A 12,709-nucleotide genomic window follows, 5' to 3' on the forward strand; every position below is an offset into this window, starting at 1 on the left:
GGGGCCGTGCGGTTCGAATCCGGGGCTGCTGGGTAACCCGATGCGCATGGATCTGTTGAGCAAGGCGGTCTCCGCGCCCTTCGAAATGGGCTCGGCGGTCCGAGGTGCCCGGATCTTCCATCCGCGCGGTGCACTGTTCGACGGGACCGCGGATTTCGACACCCCGCGCGCAGGACCGGCGTGGTGGCCGCTCCCGTCCGGGGACACGGTCCCGATCCGCGCTCGAATGTCGCGCGGGATCGGGACCCCCGGCCCGCTGCCCGACATCCTCGGGCTCGCGGTGCGCCTCCGCCTCCCCGAGGGGCCATGGGACTTGCTGCTCGCCACCGCGTACGTGCCGGCGCGAATCGCCCTCGCGCCGGCACGTTCGTGGTCCAGTGCGAACTACAGCACTCTGGCGGCCTACCGCGGGCTCGGACACGCGTCGCCGCGGTGGATCGTCGCGACACCCGAGGGCGGGCAACCCAACGGCCCGCCCTCGATCGACGACCTGTCGGCGCCGCTGTCCTTCGCCGTGCATCTGGCCTCCGCCCGAGGGGATCCGCTGCGAGTGGGGACCTTTCGGCTCACGCAGCGAGTGCCCCGCAAGGACAGTGCCCAGCCCTCCTTCGACCCGGTGCTGAACTGTCCGGCGGGTATCGAGATGTGGCCCTCGTGGCTGGCCGGGATCCGTCGGCTCGCCTACGCCGGCAGTCGCCGGGGACGTGAGACCGTTGATGCGCGCAACGCAGGGGAGGACCTGATCACATGACGATCGAAATGGGTGAGGAAGTCACGATCACCGTGTGTCCCGACGGACCACTCCTGGTTCGGGGAGCAGTCGAGTTGGTGGGTGCCGACGGCGAACCGATGGATGTCCAGCGCAACGTCATCGCACTGTGCAGGTGCGGCGGTACCAGACGGCCGCCGTTCTGCGATTCGACCCACAAGAAGCGGAAGTCTCGACGCGCGGAGCAGTCCGCGCGGGGGAAGGACGAGGGAGGAGAACCGTGATGCCGCCGCTCCGCGTGGCCACCACCGACGAATCCACCACCGGCCGGATGGTCGTTCCGGCTGCACGAGGGGATGCCAGCGCCCTTCTCGTGGACGTCCTGCTGGGCGGGGGGACGCCGGACGGCTTCCGCGCCGCAGCCGCCGCTCTGGGTGCGCGCTACGAGTCGAACCCCGTCGACGTCCTGTACGACGACGACGCCCAGCTGTGCCTGACCCTGCTGTACGAACTGCATCTGCAGGGCATCGACGGAGTCGACGACCGCTGGGGATGGGATCCGAGTCTCGTCGCGGCCCGGGCCGCGCTGGAACAACCGTTCGACACCGCTGTTCGAGCCGTTGCGGCGGACCGGGTGTCGCAGGCGCGCAGCGGGTTCGGCGAGGATGTCGTGGGTGCGTTGTGGGACATGACCGCGCCGACGCGGGAACCGGGGCTTTCGGATTTCATGGCGTCGGATGCGGGGCTCGAGCAGTTCCGGGAGCTGCTCATCCATCGCTCGCTCAACCAGCTGCGGGAAGCGGACGTCTACACGTTCGGCATTCCACGCATGTCCGGGGCCCCGAAGTCCGCGCTGCTCGAGATCCAGATCGACGAGTACGGTCAGGGCCGGCTCGATCGCATGCATTCGCGATTGTTCGCCACCACGATGCGCGAGTTGGGTTTGTCCGACCGGTACGCGCGGTACCTCGACGCGGTTCCCGCGGTGACGTTGGCGTCGCTGAATGCACTGTCCTACTTCGGCCTGCACCGCCGCAATCTCGGTGCGCTCGTGGGTCATCTGTGCGCCATCGAGACCACGTCGGCCCTGCCCAGTCGGAAGTACTCCGCGGGTCTCCGTCGACTCGGCTACGGCAGCGCCGCGACATTGTTCTTCGACGAGCACATCGAGGCCGATTCCGTCCACGAGCAGATCGCCGTGCGGGATCTCGCGGGCGGTTTGGTCGACGACCGTCCGGAGCTGCTCGACGACGTCCTCGTCGGGTCGGCGGCGTGCCTGGCGCTGGACGACCTGTTGGGCGGTCACATCACCGACTGCTGGTCGCGCGGTCGGAGCTCGCTGCGGTCCTGAGTGCCTTGTCCGGTTTCGCCGAAACCGTTTCGGGGTAGTGATCCACCAGATCCTCGGGAGGTACCATGCAGCAGTCTGTCACCATGCCGTCGAACGTCGACGGCAAGCTGTCGGTGTTCGACAGGTTCGCTACGGCGACAAGCAATTTCACTTCACGCGCGGTTTTCTTCGTCGCCTGTGTGATCATCGTGGTCCTCTGGGCGCCGTCGTTCCTCGCCCTGCAGAACATCGATACCTGGCAGCTCATCATCAACACGATCACCACCATCGTGACATTCCTGCTGGTGGCGCTGCTACAGAACACGCAGAAGCGCTCCGACGACGCGGTGCAGCAGAAGCTCAACGCCATCGCCGACGGGCTGGCGGATCTCATGGACGATCTCAGTGCGGAGCACCCGGGTCTGCGGGTGGATCTGGCAGAGCTCCGGGCGGCGGTGGGTATCGAGAAGCGTGAGGGCGCGTAGGGAGCGGCCGCGAGACCGGCGACCGACAGACGTGAGGAAAGGGAATCCACCAGTGCAGATGACGACCGGTCGGCGGTTGGCCTTGTTCGCGGTGAGTGTGGTCGGGGGAGCGGGCTCGGCCGTGGTGGCGCGACGGCTCTCGCGGATCGATCCGGGAGGTGCGCACGCCCCCGCCACCGAACCGGGGCGCATCATGCTGGCGGCGGCCGCGCTGCACGGCGCGGCGTTCGCGCTCACTCACAATTCACTCGAGGCCACTCGAATGGCGGCGCGGAGGAAGGCGGGCGCCGCGCACCCGGACGTCCTCACACCGCCGTCGCGAGTGCGGCAGCCGCGGTGAAGAACAGCGCCGCGAACACACGGCTGGTCAGGTGCACCTGCCGGGGCGAGCGGAGCAGACGGAGGACCCGCGAGGCCAGCCCGGTGTAACCGGTCATCACCACGGTGTCGACCGCGACCATGGTCGCGGCCATGAGCGCGTACTGCGGCCACAGCGGGGCCGTCGGGTCCAGGAACTGTGGCAGCACCGCGAGCATGAAGACGATCGCCTTCGGGTTACTGGAGTTGACGAGGAACGCGCGCAGTACGAGTCCGGCGGCCGTCGCGCGGTCGGCGCCGACCTCGGCGACCACCGGGGTCGGCGCCGAACGCCACTGTCGTACACCGAGATACGCGAGGTACGCCACGCCGAACCATTTGACGATCAGGAACGCCGTGGTCGATCCTGCCAGCAGCGCGCCGACCCCGGCGGCGACGATCGCAATCTGCAGCAGTAGCGCCAGCTGCAGGCCGAGGATGTTCCAGTATCCGCGGAGGAACCCGTGTGCGAGGCCCGTCGACATCGACGCGATGGCGCCGGCTCCCGGTGACAGACTGATCACCCAGCCGGCGCCGAAGAACGCCAACCAGACTTGCCACGACACGGGCGAGAAATGTACTCCCGGGCCGGGCGTGCGGTTGCGGTGGGTCGGTCAGGAGCCGCCGGAACCGGAGTCGACGCAGCTACGCGGGGGGTCGACCAGCGAGCAGAACGCCGCCGGCTTCACGGGGCGGTAGCCCTCGGGCACGCCACCGGCCGCGACGAGGTCTCGATACGCCGCGACGGCATCGGTGGGACGTCTGACGAGCGCCGGGTCGGTGAGGGCGTCGACGGTGTACAGGCCGAACCGCGGCCGGTACGACCCCCACTCGTAGTTGTCGGTGATGGACCAGTAGTTGTAGCCGATCACGTCGGCGCCGTCCTCGCGGGCGCGCTCGATCCAGTAGACGTGGTCACGGAGGTGGTCCGACCGGGTGTACCCGTCCGGGCGGGGCTGCCCGTCGTCGGTGGGCATGCCGTTCTCGACGACGTAGAGCGGCATGGTCGGCAACTTGCGGTGATACGCCATGAGCGCGTGGTAGATCCCGTCCGGTTGCGGGTCGACGTCGTAGAAGCGATCCGTCGCCGCGGCGATCGCGGAGACGTTGTCGAGCGAGACTCCGTAGTAGTAGTCGATGCCGAGGAAGTCGAGCTTGTCGGTCACCCGGTCGACGAAGAGGGTGTCGAGCATCCCGAAGACCGCCGGAATGAAGGCCAGATTGCTGCCGACGCGTGCGGTGGGGTCGAGTTGGTGGATGCGGTCGTAGATCGCGCGGTGCGCCCGGGTCATGCCGTCGAACATCTTGTGGACGTCGAGCAGCGAGATTCCGCCGAATGTCAGTTCGCGCTGCGCGTACGTCGTCGGTTCGTTGAACGTGATCCAGATAGCCCCGGCATCCTTGTAGCGGTCGACGACCCGCTCGGCGTTGGTCAGCCATTCGTCGACGGTTCGCGGATCGGCCCAGCCGCCGCGGTCCGCGACCCAGCCCGGGTACACCCAGTGGTCGAGCGTGATCATCGGCGTCATCCCGTGGCTGCGGATCCGTTGCACGACGTCGTCGTAGTACGTGAATTCTTCCTCGTCCCACTGTCCCGGGCCCGGCTGCACCCGAGCCCACTCGATGCCGAACCGGAACACGTCGACGCCGAGTGCCGCCGCATTGTCGATGTCCTCGGCGTACCGATGCCGGAAGTCGACGGCGTCGCCGATCTCGTCGTGGGTCTGCCCGGACGCCGAGTACCGCGCCCAATTGCTGTCCGGTGACGAGCCCTCCGACTGGAAGCCGGATGTGGCCACGCCCCAGAGGAAGTCGTCACCGAGCGGTGCGGCCTGTGCGGTAGGCGCAACGAGCAGGGTTGCGGTGAGGGCCACGATCGCGGCTCCGAGAGCGATTTTCACGGGTGCTCCTTCAGAAGACGGTGCCGACGTCGTGGGCGACGAGAGTGTCCATGCTGTGCTCGGCGAGGGCCGCGATGGTCATCGACGGGTTGCACGCTCCGGTCGAGCCGGGGATCCGGGCGCCGTCGAGGACGTAGAGGCCGCGCTGCCCGTGCACGCGTCCGGCGGTGTCGCAGACGGACTCGAACGGTGCGCCACCGAGGGGATGGAAGGTGTTGGTGTCGAACGCATTCACGTCGATTGCCGACACTCCGAAACCGGCCCCGACGATCTGTTCGATCCGCATGCGGATCGCCTCGGTGAGTCCGCGGTCGTAGGCCTGATTCCAGTTGAGGACCGCGTCGTCACGGAAACCGTCGTAGTGCCAGGCGCCGAGGCCCTGCACGACGCCGTATCCGATCACCGACGTCGTGTGCAGGTCGAGTGGGAACGGCACCGGGCCGAGGACGATCGTCAGGGCACCGGCCGGGTTGTCCCAGTCCTTCACCCCCACGCACGCCGGTCCGCCCTGCCAGTCGCCGGGGCTGTCGGTGGCGCGGGTCACCATGAAGATGCGGTCGCCGTTGTTACCCCACCCGGTGCCGACGCCGTCCGGCAGATCGGGGATCAGGTTCTTCGCACGCGCCTTGACCAGCAGCCGGGTGGTGCCGGGGGAGCCGGCGCCGAGGAACAGCGCGTCGGAGACGATGCGCTTGCGCTCGAGCACGGTGCCGTCGCGGCCGATCCGGTCGCAGTGCACGATCCAGGTGCCGTCAGGGGCGCGTTCGACGTCGTTCACGCGGTGCAGCGGCGCGACTTCCACCTTCCCGGTCGCCTCGGCCTCCGCGAGGTAGGTGACGTCGACGGAGAACTTGCCGCCGTTGTTGACTCCGTAGATCACGTCGCCGGTCGTGTACGACGGCCGCATCTCGCCGCGGAGCTCGCGTCGGGCGAACTCCCAGTCGATGGGCATCGGCACCCGGAACGTGCGCAGACCCTGCGCGTCCGCCATCTCCACGAACCGGCGCGACGAGCTGTACCGGGGGTGGTTCAGCAGGTCGTCCGGGATGGTGGCGATCCGCAGCATGCGCGCGACCCGCGGGTAGTAGACGGACTCCATCTGCTCGTAGTCGATGCGCGACGAGACGCACTTCGTGAAGTTCTCGCCGTTCGGTTGCATGGTCATGCCGTGGTAAACCAGCGATCCGCCGCCCACCCCGGCGCCGCAGAGGATGTCCATGCCGTTGCCGGGAATGCGTTCCATCAAGCCGGTGAACGGTGGGAACACTGCCGGGGGAGCGCCCGTCATCACCGGGTGCGGCTGCAGCCACGCCGAGCGCTGGTCGGGGGAGAGCATGCGGGGAAACGTCTCGGCGTTCGGACCGGTCGGCCACCGGATGCCGCGCTCGAGCACGAGGGTGTCGACGCCGGCGCGACCGAGGTGCATCGCCGCGATCGCGCCGCCGAAACCGCTGCCGATCACCACGGCGCGGCGGCGCTCGGTGACGTCCGGCGGTCGCGCGACGGCGGGGGCAGGTGCCACGACGGCCGCAGACGCGGTGGTCGCGATCGTCGCGGCGGCGCCGAGGAACGTGCGCCGCGACACGCGGGGAGTGGTGGAACTGGATTCCAGGGTCACTTCGGCTCCCTTGCGTAACTGTTCCGGATGCGGGTGCGGGTGCGGGTGGGGCAACGGGCTCTCGCAGGTCGGGACTCTAGGGTGGACACGTGTCCAGTGGGGTGTCTTTCGGACAAAACGCAGCTCAGGGCCACCGCTCGCCGCGTCGGCGGCCCCGCTCGACGCGCGTGCGGGGCCGGAACGTAAGTAACTTGCGTGCATCGCGGATAATCGGTGTGAACCCCCGTTCGCCAGAGAGGACCTCTCATGCTCGCCCGCACCGACCTTCGTGGTCGTACCCCTTCCACCGCTGAGCTCCGGGGCGCGCTGCCCCGTGGCGGAGTGGACGTGGACGCGGTGCTGCATCAGGTCCGCCCCGTCGTCGAGGACATCCGCGATCGCGGTGCCGAGGCGGCCCTCGAGTACGGCCAGAAGTTCGACGGCGTCCGCCCCGCGACGGTGCGCGTCCCGCAGGTCGAGTTGGAGCGCGCTCTCGTCGAACTCGACGCCGACGTCCGCGTCGCCCTCGAGGTCGCGATCGAGCGGACCCGCAAGGTCCACGCCGATCAGCGCCGCACCGACACGGTCACCGAGGTCGTCCCCGGCGGCACCGTCACCGAGCGGTGGGTGCCGGTCGAGCGCGTCGGCCTGTACGTGCCCGGTGGCAACGCCGTGTACCCGTCGTCGGTCGTGATGAACGTCGTCCCGGCGCAGGCGGCGGGCGTCGACTCGCTCGTCGTCGCATCGCCGCCGCAGGCCGCGTTCGGCGGCCTGCCGCACCCGACGATCCTCGCCGCGGCCGCGCTGCTCGGTGTCGAGGAGGTGTGGGCCGTCGGCGGTGCCCAGGCCGTCGCGCTGCTCACCTACGGCGGCACCGACACCGATGGTGACGAACTCGCGCCCGTCGACCTCATCACCGGCCCGGGCAACATCTACGTCACCGCCGCCAAGCGCCTGTGCCGTGGACTGGTCGGCATCGACGCCGAGGCAGGCCCGACCGAGATCGCGATTCTCGCCGACCACACCGCGGACCCGGTACACGTGGCCGCCGACATGATCAGCCAGGCCGAGCACGACGTGATGGCTGCGAGCGTGCTGGTGACCACGTCGACCGAGTTGGCCGACGCCGTGGACGCCGCGCTCGCCGCGCAGCTCGAGCTGACCAAGCACCGCGAGCGGGTCGAGACCGCGCTGCGCGGAAGCCAGTCCGGCACGGTCCTCGTCGACGACATCGAGGCGGGATTGCGGGTCGTGAACGCGTACGCCGCCGAGCACCTCGAGATCCAGACCGAGGCCGCGTCCGCCGTCGCCGCCCGCGTGCGGTCCGCCGGCGCGATCTTCGTCGGCCCGTGGGCGCCGGTGAGCCTCGGCGACTACTGCGCCGGATCCAATCACGTGCTGCCCACCGCAGGGTGCGCGCGCCACTCGTCGGGCCTGAGCGTCCAGACGTTCCTGCGCGGCATCCACGTGGTCGACTACTCCGAAGCGGCACTGAAGGACGTTGCCGGGCACGTCATCACGCTCGCCAACGCCGAGGACCTCCCGGCCCACGGCGAGGCCGTGCGTCTGCGGTTCGAGGCTCTCCAGTGAGCGCGGGGAACGTCCCCGGATCGGCCGTCGGCATCGACGACCTACCCATCCGGGAGAGCCTGCGTGGGCAGTCCCCGTACGGCGCACCGCAGTTGACGGTGCCGGTGCAGCTCAACACCAACGAGAACCCGCACCCACCGTCGCAGGCGCTCGTCGACGACGTCGCCGAAGCCGTGCGCGCCGCGGCCGCGGATCTGCACCGCTACCCGGATCGTGACGCGGTGGCGCTGCGTACCGATCTGGCCGAGTACATGACCCGGCAGACCGGTGTCGCCCTCGACGTGTCGAACGTGTGGGCGGCCAACGGTTCCAACGAGGTGCTGCAGCAGTTGCTGCAGGCGTTCGGTGGGCCCGGCCGCAGCGCGATCGGTTTCGTGCCGTCGTACTCGATGCACCCGCTTCTCGTCGCCGGCACCCAGACCGAGTGGATCGCGGCGCCGCGCCACGACGACTTCTCGCTCGACACCGCGACCGCGGTGCGCGTCATCGAGGAGCGCCGTCCCGACGTCGTCTTCGTCACCAGCCCCAACAACCCCACCGGGCACAGCATCGGACTCGAGGACCTGAAGCAGATCCTCGCGGCCGCGCCGGGCATCGTGATCGTGGACGAGGCGTACGCCGAATTCTCGTCGGTCCCGAGCGCGGTGAGCCTGATCGACGAGTTCCCCACCACGCTGGTGGTGAGCCGCACGATGAGCAAGGCGTTCGCGTTCGCCGGTGGCCGGCTCGGCTACCTGGTCGCGGCGCCGGCGTTCATCGACGCGATGCTGTTGGTGCGCTTGCCCTATCACCTGTCGGTCGTCACCCAGGCCGCAGCGCGGGCCGCGCTACGCCACGCGGACGAAACGCTCGGCAGCGTCGCCGAACTGGCGTCCGAACGTGACCGGGTGAGTGCCGAGCTCGACCGAATGGGGTACACCGTCGTCCCCAGTGACGCCAACTTCGTCCTGTTCGGACGCTTCGAGGACGCGGCCCGCACGTGGCAGCACTACCTCGACGAGGGCGTACTGATCCGCGACGTCGGCATCCCCGGACACCTGCGGGCCACGATCGGTCTGGCTGCCGAGAACGACGAACTGCTGTGCGTCAGCAGAAAACTTGCCTCCACGGAGCTGGCGGCCACGGAAACGAAGGGATCCCGATGAGCGATCGGATCGCACGCGTCGAGCGGACCACCAGGGAGTCGAGCATCGTCGTCGAGCTCAACCTCGACGGCACCGGGAACGTGTCCGTGTCGACAGGAGTTCCGTTCTTCGACCACATGCTGACCGCCCTCGGCGCACACGCCAGCTTCGACCTGACCGTCGAGGCGAAGGGTGACGTCGAGATCGACGCCCACCACACTGTCGAGGACACCGCGATCGTGCTCGGCCAGGCGCTCGGTCAGGCGCTCGGCGACAAGCGTGGCATCCGCCGCTTCGGGGACGCGTTCATCCCGATGGACGAGACCCTCGCGCACGCGTCGGTCGACGTCTCCGGGCGTCCCTACTGCGTCCACACCGGTGAGCCGGAACACATGCTGCACAGCGTGATCGGCGGCTACCCGGGCGTGCCGTACTCGACCGTGATCAACCGCCACGTGTTCGAGTCGATCGCGCTCAATGCGCGGATCGCCTTGCACGTGCGGGTGCTGTACGGCCGCGACCAGCACCACATCACCGAGGCCGAGTTCAAGGCCGTCGCCCGCGCGCTGCGCGAGGCCGTCGAGCCCGATCCGCGGGTCTCGGGTGTCCCGTCGACCAAGGGTGCGCTGTAGAGCCATGGATACGGTCTTCATCTACATCCTGTTCCTCGCGGCGGGCTTCGCCATCGGCGGCGCGTATGCGATGTGGAAGGTGAACAAGCTGGCCTCGGGCGTGCTCGTGGCCCTGGCCGTCCTCGCGGCGGTGTCGGGAATTCTGCGGCTGATCTGATGCGTGAACTCCTGCGTACGCGCGGGATCCTGGTTGCACTGCTCATGGGCGCCACCACGTTCGGTGGCTGGTCGCTGCTGCTCCCTGTCGTTCCCCTCGCAATTGCGGACGGCGGCGGCTCCGACGCCGCGGCGGGCGCGTCGACGGCGGTCTTCATGGCCACCACCGTCGCGACCCAGCTGAAGGTGCCGGCGCTGCTGCGCAGCCACGGCTACCGGGCGGTGCTGGCGGTGGGCTGTGTGCTGCTGGGGCCGCCGTCCCTCGCCTTCCTGTGGAGCACCGCAACGGGTCCCGCGCTCGCCATCTCGGCGGTCCGTGGTGTCGGTTTCGGCATGGTCACCGTCGCGGGCATCGGGTTGTTGGCCGAGTTGGCGCCCCGAAACCTGTTGGGACGTGTCACCGGTGCCAACGGCGTCGCCATCGCGTCCGCCCAGATGATCGTCCTGCCGCTGGGTCTCGCCCTGTACGAATCCGGCTCCGCCTCGGTGGTGTTCGTGCTGGGCGCACTGATCCCGACGCTGTCGCTCCTGTCCATCTCCCGGCTGCCCGTGGTGCCCAATCCTGGGATCCCGGCCGGCCGCAAGGGCTTGCCGGTCAGCGTGCTGCTGATCCCGTGCCTGGCGATGCTCGTCGTCTCCGCGGCGTACGGCGGCATGTCGTCGCTGCTTCCGATCGCCACCGAGAGCCGGGCCGCGATCGCCGGGTTCGCGCTGTCCGCATCGGCGGGCGCGATGCTCGTGGGTCGCTACGGGGCAGGTGTGATCGCGGACCGTATCGGCGCCGGGCGGACACTGGTTCCCGCGCTGGTCCTGGCGGCGGCGGGCATGGGACTGCTGGCGCTGTCGGTGGCGGGGATCGGCGGTGACGCCGCGCTCGTCGTCGGGGCGATGGCGTTCGGTGCGGGATTCGGTGCCGTCCAGAACGAGGCGCTGCTGACGCTGCTCGCGTCGGCCGGACCCGACCGGGTCGGGGCGGCCAGCGCGGCCTGGAACATCGCGTACGACGGCGGCACCGGTATCGGTGCGCTCGTTCTCGGTGTCGTGGCCGGCGCGGCCGGCTATCCGGCCGTGTTCGCGCTGTCGTCCGTCGTGGCGCTGGTGGTCGCCCCGGTCGCCCTGGCGGTGCGCGGGGCGGGTCCGGCGCACCGATAGAATTTCGTCATGACCGCACGCAAGGTTGCCCTGCTCGATTACGGCTCCGGAAATCTCCACTCGGCGCAGCGCGCCCTCGCCCGCACCGGTGCACAGATCGAGGTGACCTCCGACCCGCAGGTGGCGCTCGCAGCCGACGGCCTGGTGGTGCCCGGCGTCGGCGCGTTCGCGGCGTGCATGGAGGGGCTGCTCGCGGTCCGGGGTGAGCGGATCATCGGGCAGCGTCTCGCGGGCGGGCGACCGGTCCTGGGCATCTGCGTCGGGATGCAGATCCTCTTCGAACGCGGCGTCGAGTTCGGCGTCGAAGCCGACGGCTGTGGCGAGTGGCCGGGCACCGTCGAGCGTCTCGAGGCCGACGTGCTGCCGCACATGGGCTGGAACACCGTCGACGCCCCCGAGGACAGCGTCCTGTTCGCCGGGATGGACGATGAAACCCGCTTCTACTTCGTGCACTCGTACGGTGTGCGCAAGTGGGAACTGCCCCCGTCGGACATCATCGCGCCGCCGAAGCTCACGTGGGCCGAGCACGGCGACCGGTTCCTCGCCGCCGTCGAGAACGGCGCACTCTCGGCCACCCAGTTCCACCCGGAGAAGTCCGGCGACGCCGGTGCACACCTGCTGGAGAACTGGGTCCGCAGCCTGTGACCCGCGACCGCGGCGATCGGACGGGCGATCTGTCGATCGCTCGGCTCGCGCTCGCGACGATGGGTACGGCCGCCACGGTGCTGGTGGTGGTCGCGCTCGTCATCGTGCTCGCGCAGCCCGGTCCGGTCGTCGGGCTCGTGATCGCCCTCGTCGGGGTTGTCGCGGCCATTGCGGCGATGGGTACGGTGTCGAAACGCATGACCAGCCGCGCGTACGGCGGCCGGGGGCGCCGCCACGACGAGCCCGGGAACGACCCGAAGCCCGGTCGCGGGCGGTGACCCACTAGGATCGGCGCAGTGAGCCTGGTCCTTTTGCCTGCTGTAGATGTCGCCAACGGTGAAGCTGTTCGCCTCGTTCAGGGAGAGGCGGGAAGCGAGACCAATTACGGTGCGCCCCGCGACGCTGCCCTCGCGTGGCAGAACGACGGTGCAGAGTGGGTGCATCTGGTCGATCTCGACGCCGCGTTCGGCCGCGGATCCAACCGTGAACTGCTGGCCGCCGTCGTCGGCGAACTCGATGTCAAGGTCGAGCTGTCCGGTGGTATCCGCGACGACGAGTCCCTCGAGGCCGCCCTCGCGACCGGCTGCGCCCGCGTCAACCTCGGTACCGCTGCCGTCGAGAACCCGGACTGGTGCGCCCGCGCCATCGCCAAGCACGGCGAGCGGATCGCCGTCGGCCTCGACGTGAAGCTGATCGACGGCGACTACCGTCTGCGCGGCCGCGGCTGGGTCTCCGACGGCGGCGACCTGTGGGAGGTCCTCGAGCGCCTCAACCGCGACGGCTGCTCGCGCTACGTCGTCACCGACGTCAGCAAGGACGGCACTCTCACCGGCCCCAACCTCGAACTGCTCAGCGCCGTGTGCGCGGCCACCGATGCGCCGGTCGTCGCCTCCGGCGGCGTCTCGACCATCGCCGACCTCGAGGCCATCGCGGGTCTCGTGGGCGAAGGTGTCGAGGGATCGATCGTCGGAAAGGCGCTCTACGCAGGACGATTCACGCTTCCCGAGGCGCTGGCCGCGGTCTCGCGCTAG

Annotated in this window: 16 protein-coding genes; 13 read left to right on the forward strand and 3 right to left on the reverse strand. The window is 69.5% G+C overall.

Features of this window, described 5'->3' with window-relative positions:
• Positions 1 to 46 precede the first annotated feature (46 nt).
• From ABEU20_RS03320 to ABEU20_RS03340, 5 genes are all read left to right on the forward strand, one after another.
• Positions 47 to 751: a phosphodiesterase gene (locus ABEU20_RS03320; RefSeq protein ID WP_420162941.1), complete on the forward strand. Its 705-nt coding sequence runs from the start codon at positions 47 to 49 to the stop codon at positions 749 to 751.
• A gap of 98 nt (positions 752 to 849) precedes the next feature.
• On the forward strand, positions 850 to 993 hold the full coding sequence (locus ABEU20_RS03325; protein WP_420163139.1) for a CDGSH iron-sulfur domain-containing protein: 144 nt from the start codon (positions 850 to 852) through the stop codon (positions 991 to 993).
• Positions 993 to 2,060 (forward strand): iron-containing redox enzyme family protein, encoded by a 1,068-nt coding sequence (locus ABEU20_RS03330; RefSeq protein ID WP_420162942.1) that lies wholly within the window; start codon positions 993 to 995, stop codon positions 2,058 to 2,060. The genes ABEU20_RS03325 and ABEU20_RS03330 overlap by 1 nt, the downstream gene beginning before the upstream one ends.
• Before the next feature lie 65 nt (positions 2,061 to 2,125).
• Positions 2,126 to 2,524, forward strand: a complete 399-nt coding sequence (locus ABEU20_RS03335) for a low affinity iron permease family protein (RefSeq protein WP_420162943.1) — start codon at positions 2,126 to 2,128, stop codon at positions 2,522 to 2,524.
• A 52-nt stretch (positions 2,525 to 2,576) separates the two neighbouring features.
• Positions 2,577 to 2,864 (forward strand): hypothetical protein, encoded by a 288-nt coding sequence (locus tag ABEU20_RS03340; protein WP_420162944.1) that lies wholly within the window; start codon positions 2,577 to 2,579, stop codon positions 2,862 to 2,864.
• Here ABEU20_RS03340 and ABEU20_RS03345 read toward each other — a convergent pair.
• Genes ABEU20_RS03345 through ABEU20_RS03355 form a run of 3 tightly spaced genes read right to left on the reverse strand, consistent with a single transcriptional unit; the run spans position 2,830 to position 6,400 of the window.
• On the reverse strand, positions 2,830 to 3,447 hold the full coding sequence (locus tag ABEU20_RS03345; RefSeq protein WP_420162945.1) for a LysE family transporter: 618 nt from the start codon (positions 3,445 to 3,447) through the stop codon (positions 2,830 to 2,832). The two genes, ABEU20_RS03340 and ABEU20_RS03345, sit on opposite strands and share 35 nt — an antisense overlap.
• Before the next feature lie 48 nt (positions 3,448 to 3,495).
• Positions 3,496 to 4,782: a glycoside hydrolase family 1 protein gene (locus tag ABEU20_RS03350; protein WP_420162946.1), complete on the reverse strand. Its 1,287-nt coding sequence runs from the start codon at positions 4,780 to 4,782 to the stop codon at positions 3,496 to 3,498.
• A 10-nt stretch (positions 4,783 to 4,792) separates the two neighbouring features.
• The gene (locus tag ABEU20_RS03355; protein WP_420162947.1) at positions 4,793 to 6,400 is read right to left on the reverse strand and encodes a GMC oxidoreductase; all 1,608 of its coding nucleotides are present in this window, start codon (positions 6,398 to 6,400) and stop codon (positions 4,793 to 4,795) included.
• 246 nt (positions 6,401 to 6,646) lie between these two features.
• Between ABEU20_RS03355 and hisD the strand changes: the two genes are divergently transcribed.
• The 8 genes from hisD to priA are packed head-to-tail and all read left to right on the forward strand — an operon-like array spanning position 6,647 to position 12,709.
• Complete coding sequence (hisD, locus tag ABEU20_RS03360; RefSeq protein ID WP_420162948.1) at positions 6,647 to 7,969, forward strand: histidinol dehydrogenase; 1,323 nt, start codon at positions 6,647 to 6,649, stop codon at positions 7,967 to 7,969.
• On the forward strand, positions 7,966 to 9,114 hold the full coding sequence (locus ABEU20_RS03365; protein ID WP_420162949.1) for a histidinol-phosphate transaminase: 1,149 nt from the start codon (positions 7,966 to 7,968) through the stop codon (positions 9,112 to 9,114). Before hisD ends, ABEU20_RS03365 begins: the two co-directional genes overlap by 4 nt.
• On the forward strand, positions 9,111 to 9,725 hold the full coding sequence (gene hisB, locus ABEU20_RS03370) for an imidazoleglycerol-phosphate dehydratase HisB (protein ID WP_420162950.1): 615 nt from the start codon (positions 9,111 to 9,113) through the stop codon (positions 9,723 to 9,725). The genes ABEU20_RS03365 and hisB overlap by 4 nt, the downstream gene beginning before the upstream one ends.
• A gap of 4 nt (positions 9,726 to 9,729) precedes the next feature.
• Positions 9,730 to 9,882 (forward strand): hypothetical protein, encoded by a 153-nt coding sequence (locus tag ABEU20_RS03375; protein WP_420162951.1) that lies wholly within the window; start codon positions 9,730 to 9,732, stop codon positions 9,880 to 9,882.
• The gene (locus tag ABEU20_RS03380; protein WP_420162952.1) at positions 9,882 to 11,033 is read left to right on the forward strand and encodes an MFS transporter; all 1,152 of its coding nucleotides are present in this window, start codon (positions 9,882 to 9,884) and stop codon (positions 11,031 to 11,033) included. The genes ABEU20_RS03375 and ABEU20_RS03380 overlap by 1 nt, the downstream gene beginning before the upstream one ends.
• A 9-nt stretch (positions 11,034 to 11,042) precedes the next feature.
• On the forward strand, positions 11,043 to 11,678 hold the full coding sequence (hisH, locus tag ABEU20_RS03385) for an imidazole glycerol phosphate synthase subunit HisH (protein WP_420162953.1): 636 nt from the start codon (positions 11,043 to 11,045) through the stop codon (positions 11,676 to 11,678).
• Positions 11,675 to 11,956 carry a hypothetical protein gene (locus ABEU20_RS03390; RefSeq protein ID WP_420162954.1) on the forward strand — a complete coding sequence of 94 codons (282 nt, stop codon included), beginning with the start codon at positions 11,675 to 11,677 and terminating at the stop codon, positions 11,954 to 11,956. The genes hisH and ABEU20_RS03390 overlap by 4 nt, the downstream gene beginning before the upstream one ends.
• Before the next feature lie 18 nt (positions 11,957 to 11,974).
• Complete coding sequence (gene priA / locus ABEU20_RS03395) at positions 11,975 to 12,709, forward strand: bifunctional 1-(5-phosphoribosyl)-5-((5-phosphoribosylamino)methylideneamino)imidazole-4-carboxamide isomerase/phosphoribosylanthranilate isomerase PriA (RefSeq protein WP_420162955.1); 735 nt, start codon at positions 11,975 to 11,977, stop codon at positions 12,707 to 12,709.

The organism is Rhodococcus parequi (assembly GCF_046042785.1).
GTDB classification, from domain to species: Bacteria; Actinomycetota; Actinomycetes; order Mycobacteriales; family Mycobacteriaceae; genus Prescottella; species Prescottella parequi.

What these genes read in the sequence shown, in the direction of transcription:
- ABEU20_RS03320 (WP_420162941.1), top strand. Translation starts at nt 47, where the DNA reads ATGGATCTGTTGAGCAAGGCGGTCTCCGCGCCCTTCGAAATGGGCTCG.
- ABEU20_RS03325 (WP_420163139.1), top strand. Translation starts at nt 850, where the DNA reads ATGGATGTCCAGCGCAACGTCATCGCACTGTGCAGGTGCGGCGGTACC.
- ABEU20_RS03330 (WP_420162942.1), top strand. Translation starts at nt 993, where the DNA reads ATGCCGCCGCTCCGCGTGGCCACCACCGACGAATCCACCACCGGCCGG.
- ABEU20_RS03335 (WP_420162943.1), top strand. Translation starts at nt 2,126, where the DNA reads ATGCAGCAGTCTGTCACCATGCCGTCGAACGTCGACGGCAAGCTGTCG.
- hisD (WP_420162948.1), top strand. Translation starts at nt 6,647, where the DNA reads ATGCTCGCCCGCACCGACCTTCGTGGTCGTACCCCTTCCACCGCTGAG.
- hisB (WP_420162950.1), top strand. Translation starts at nt 9,111, where the DNA reads ATGAGCGATCGGATCGCACGCGTCGAGCGGACCACCAGGGAGTCGAGC.
- ABEU20_RS03375 (WP_420162951.1), top strand. Translation starts at nt 9,730, where the DNA reads ATGGATACGGTCTTCATCTACATCCTGTTCCTCGCGGCGGGCTTCGCC.
- ABEU20_RS03380 (WP_420162952.1), top strand. Translation starts at nt 9,882, where the DNA reads ATGCGTGAACTCCTGCGTACGCGCGGGATCCTGGTTGCACTGCTCATG.
- hisH (WP_420162953.1), top strand. Translation starts at nt 11,043, where the DNA reads ATGACCGCACGCAAGGTTGCCCTGCTCGATTACGGCTCCGGAAATCTC.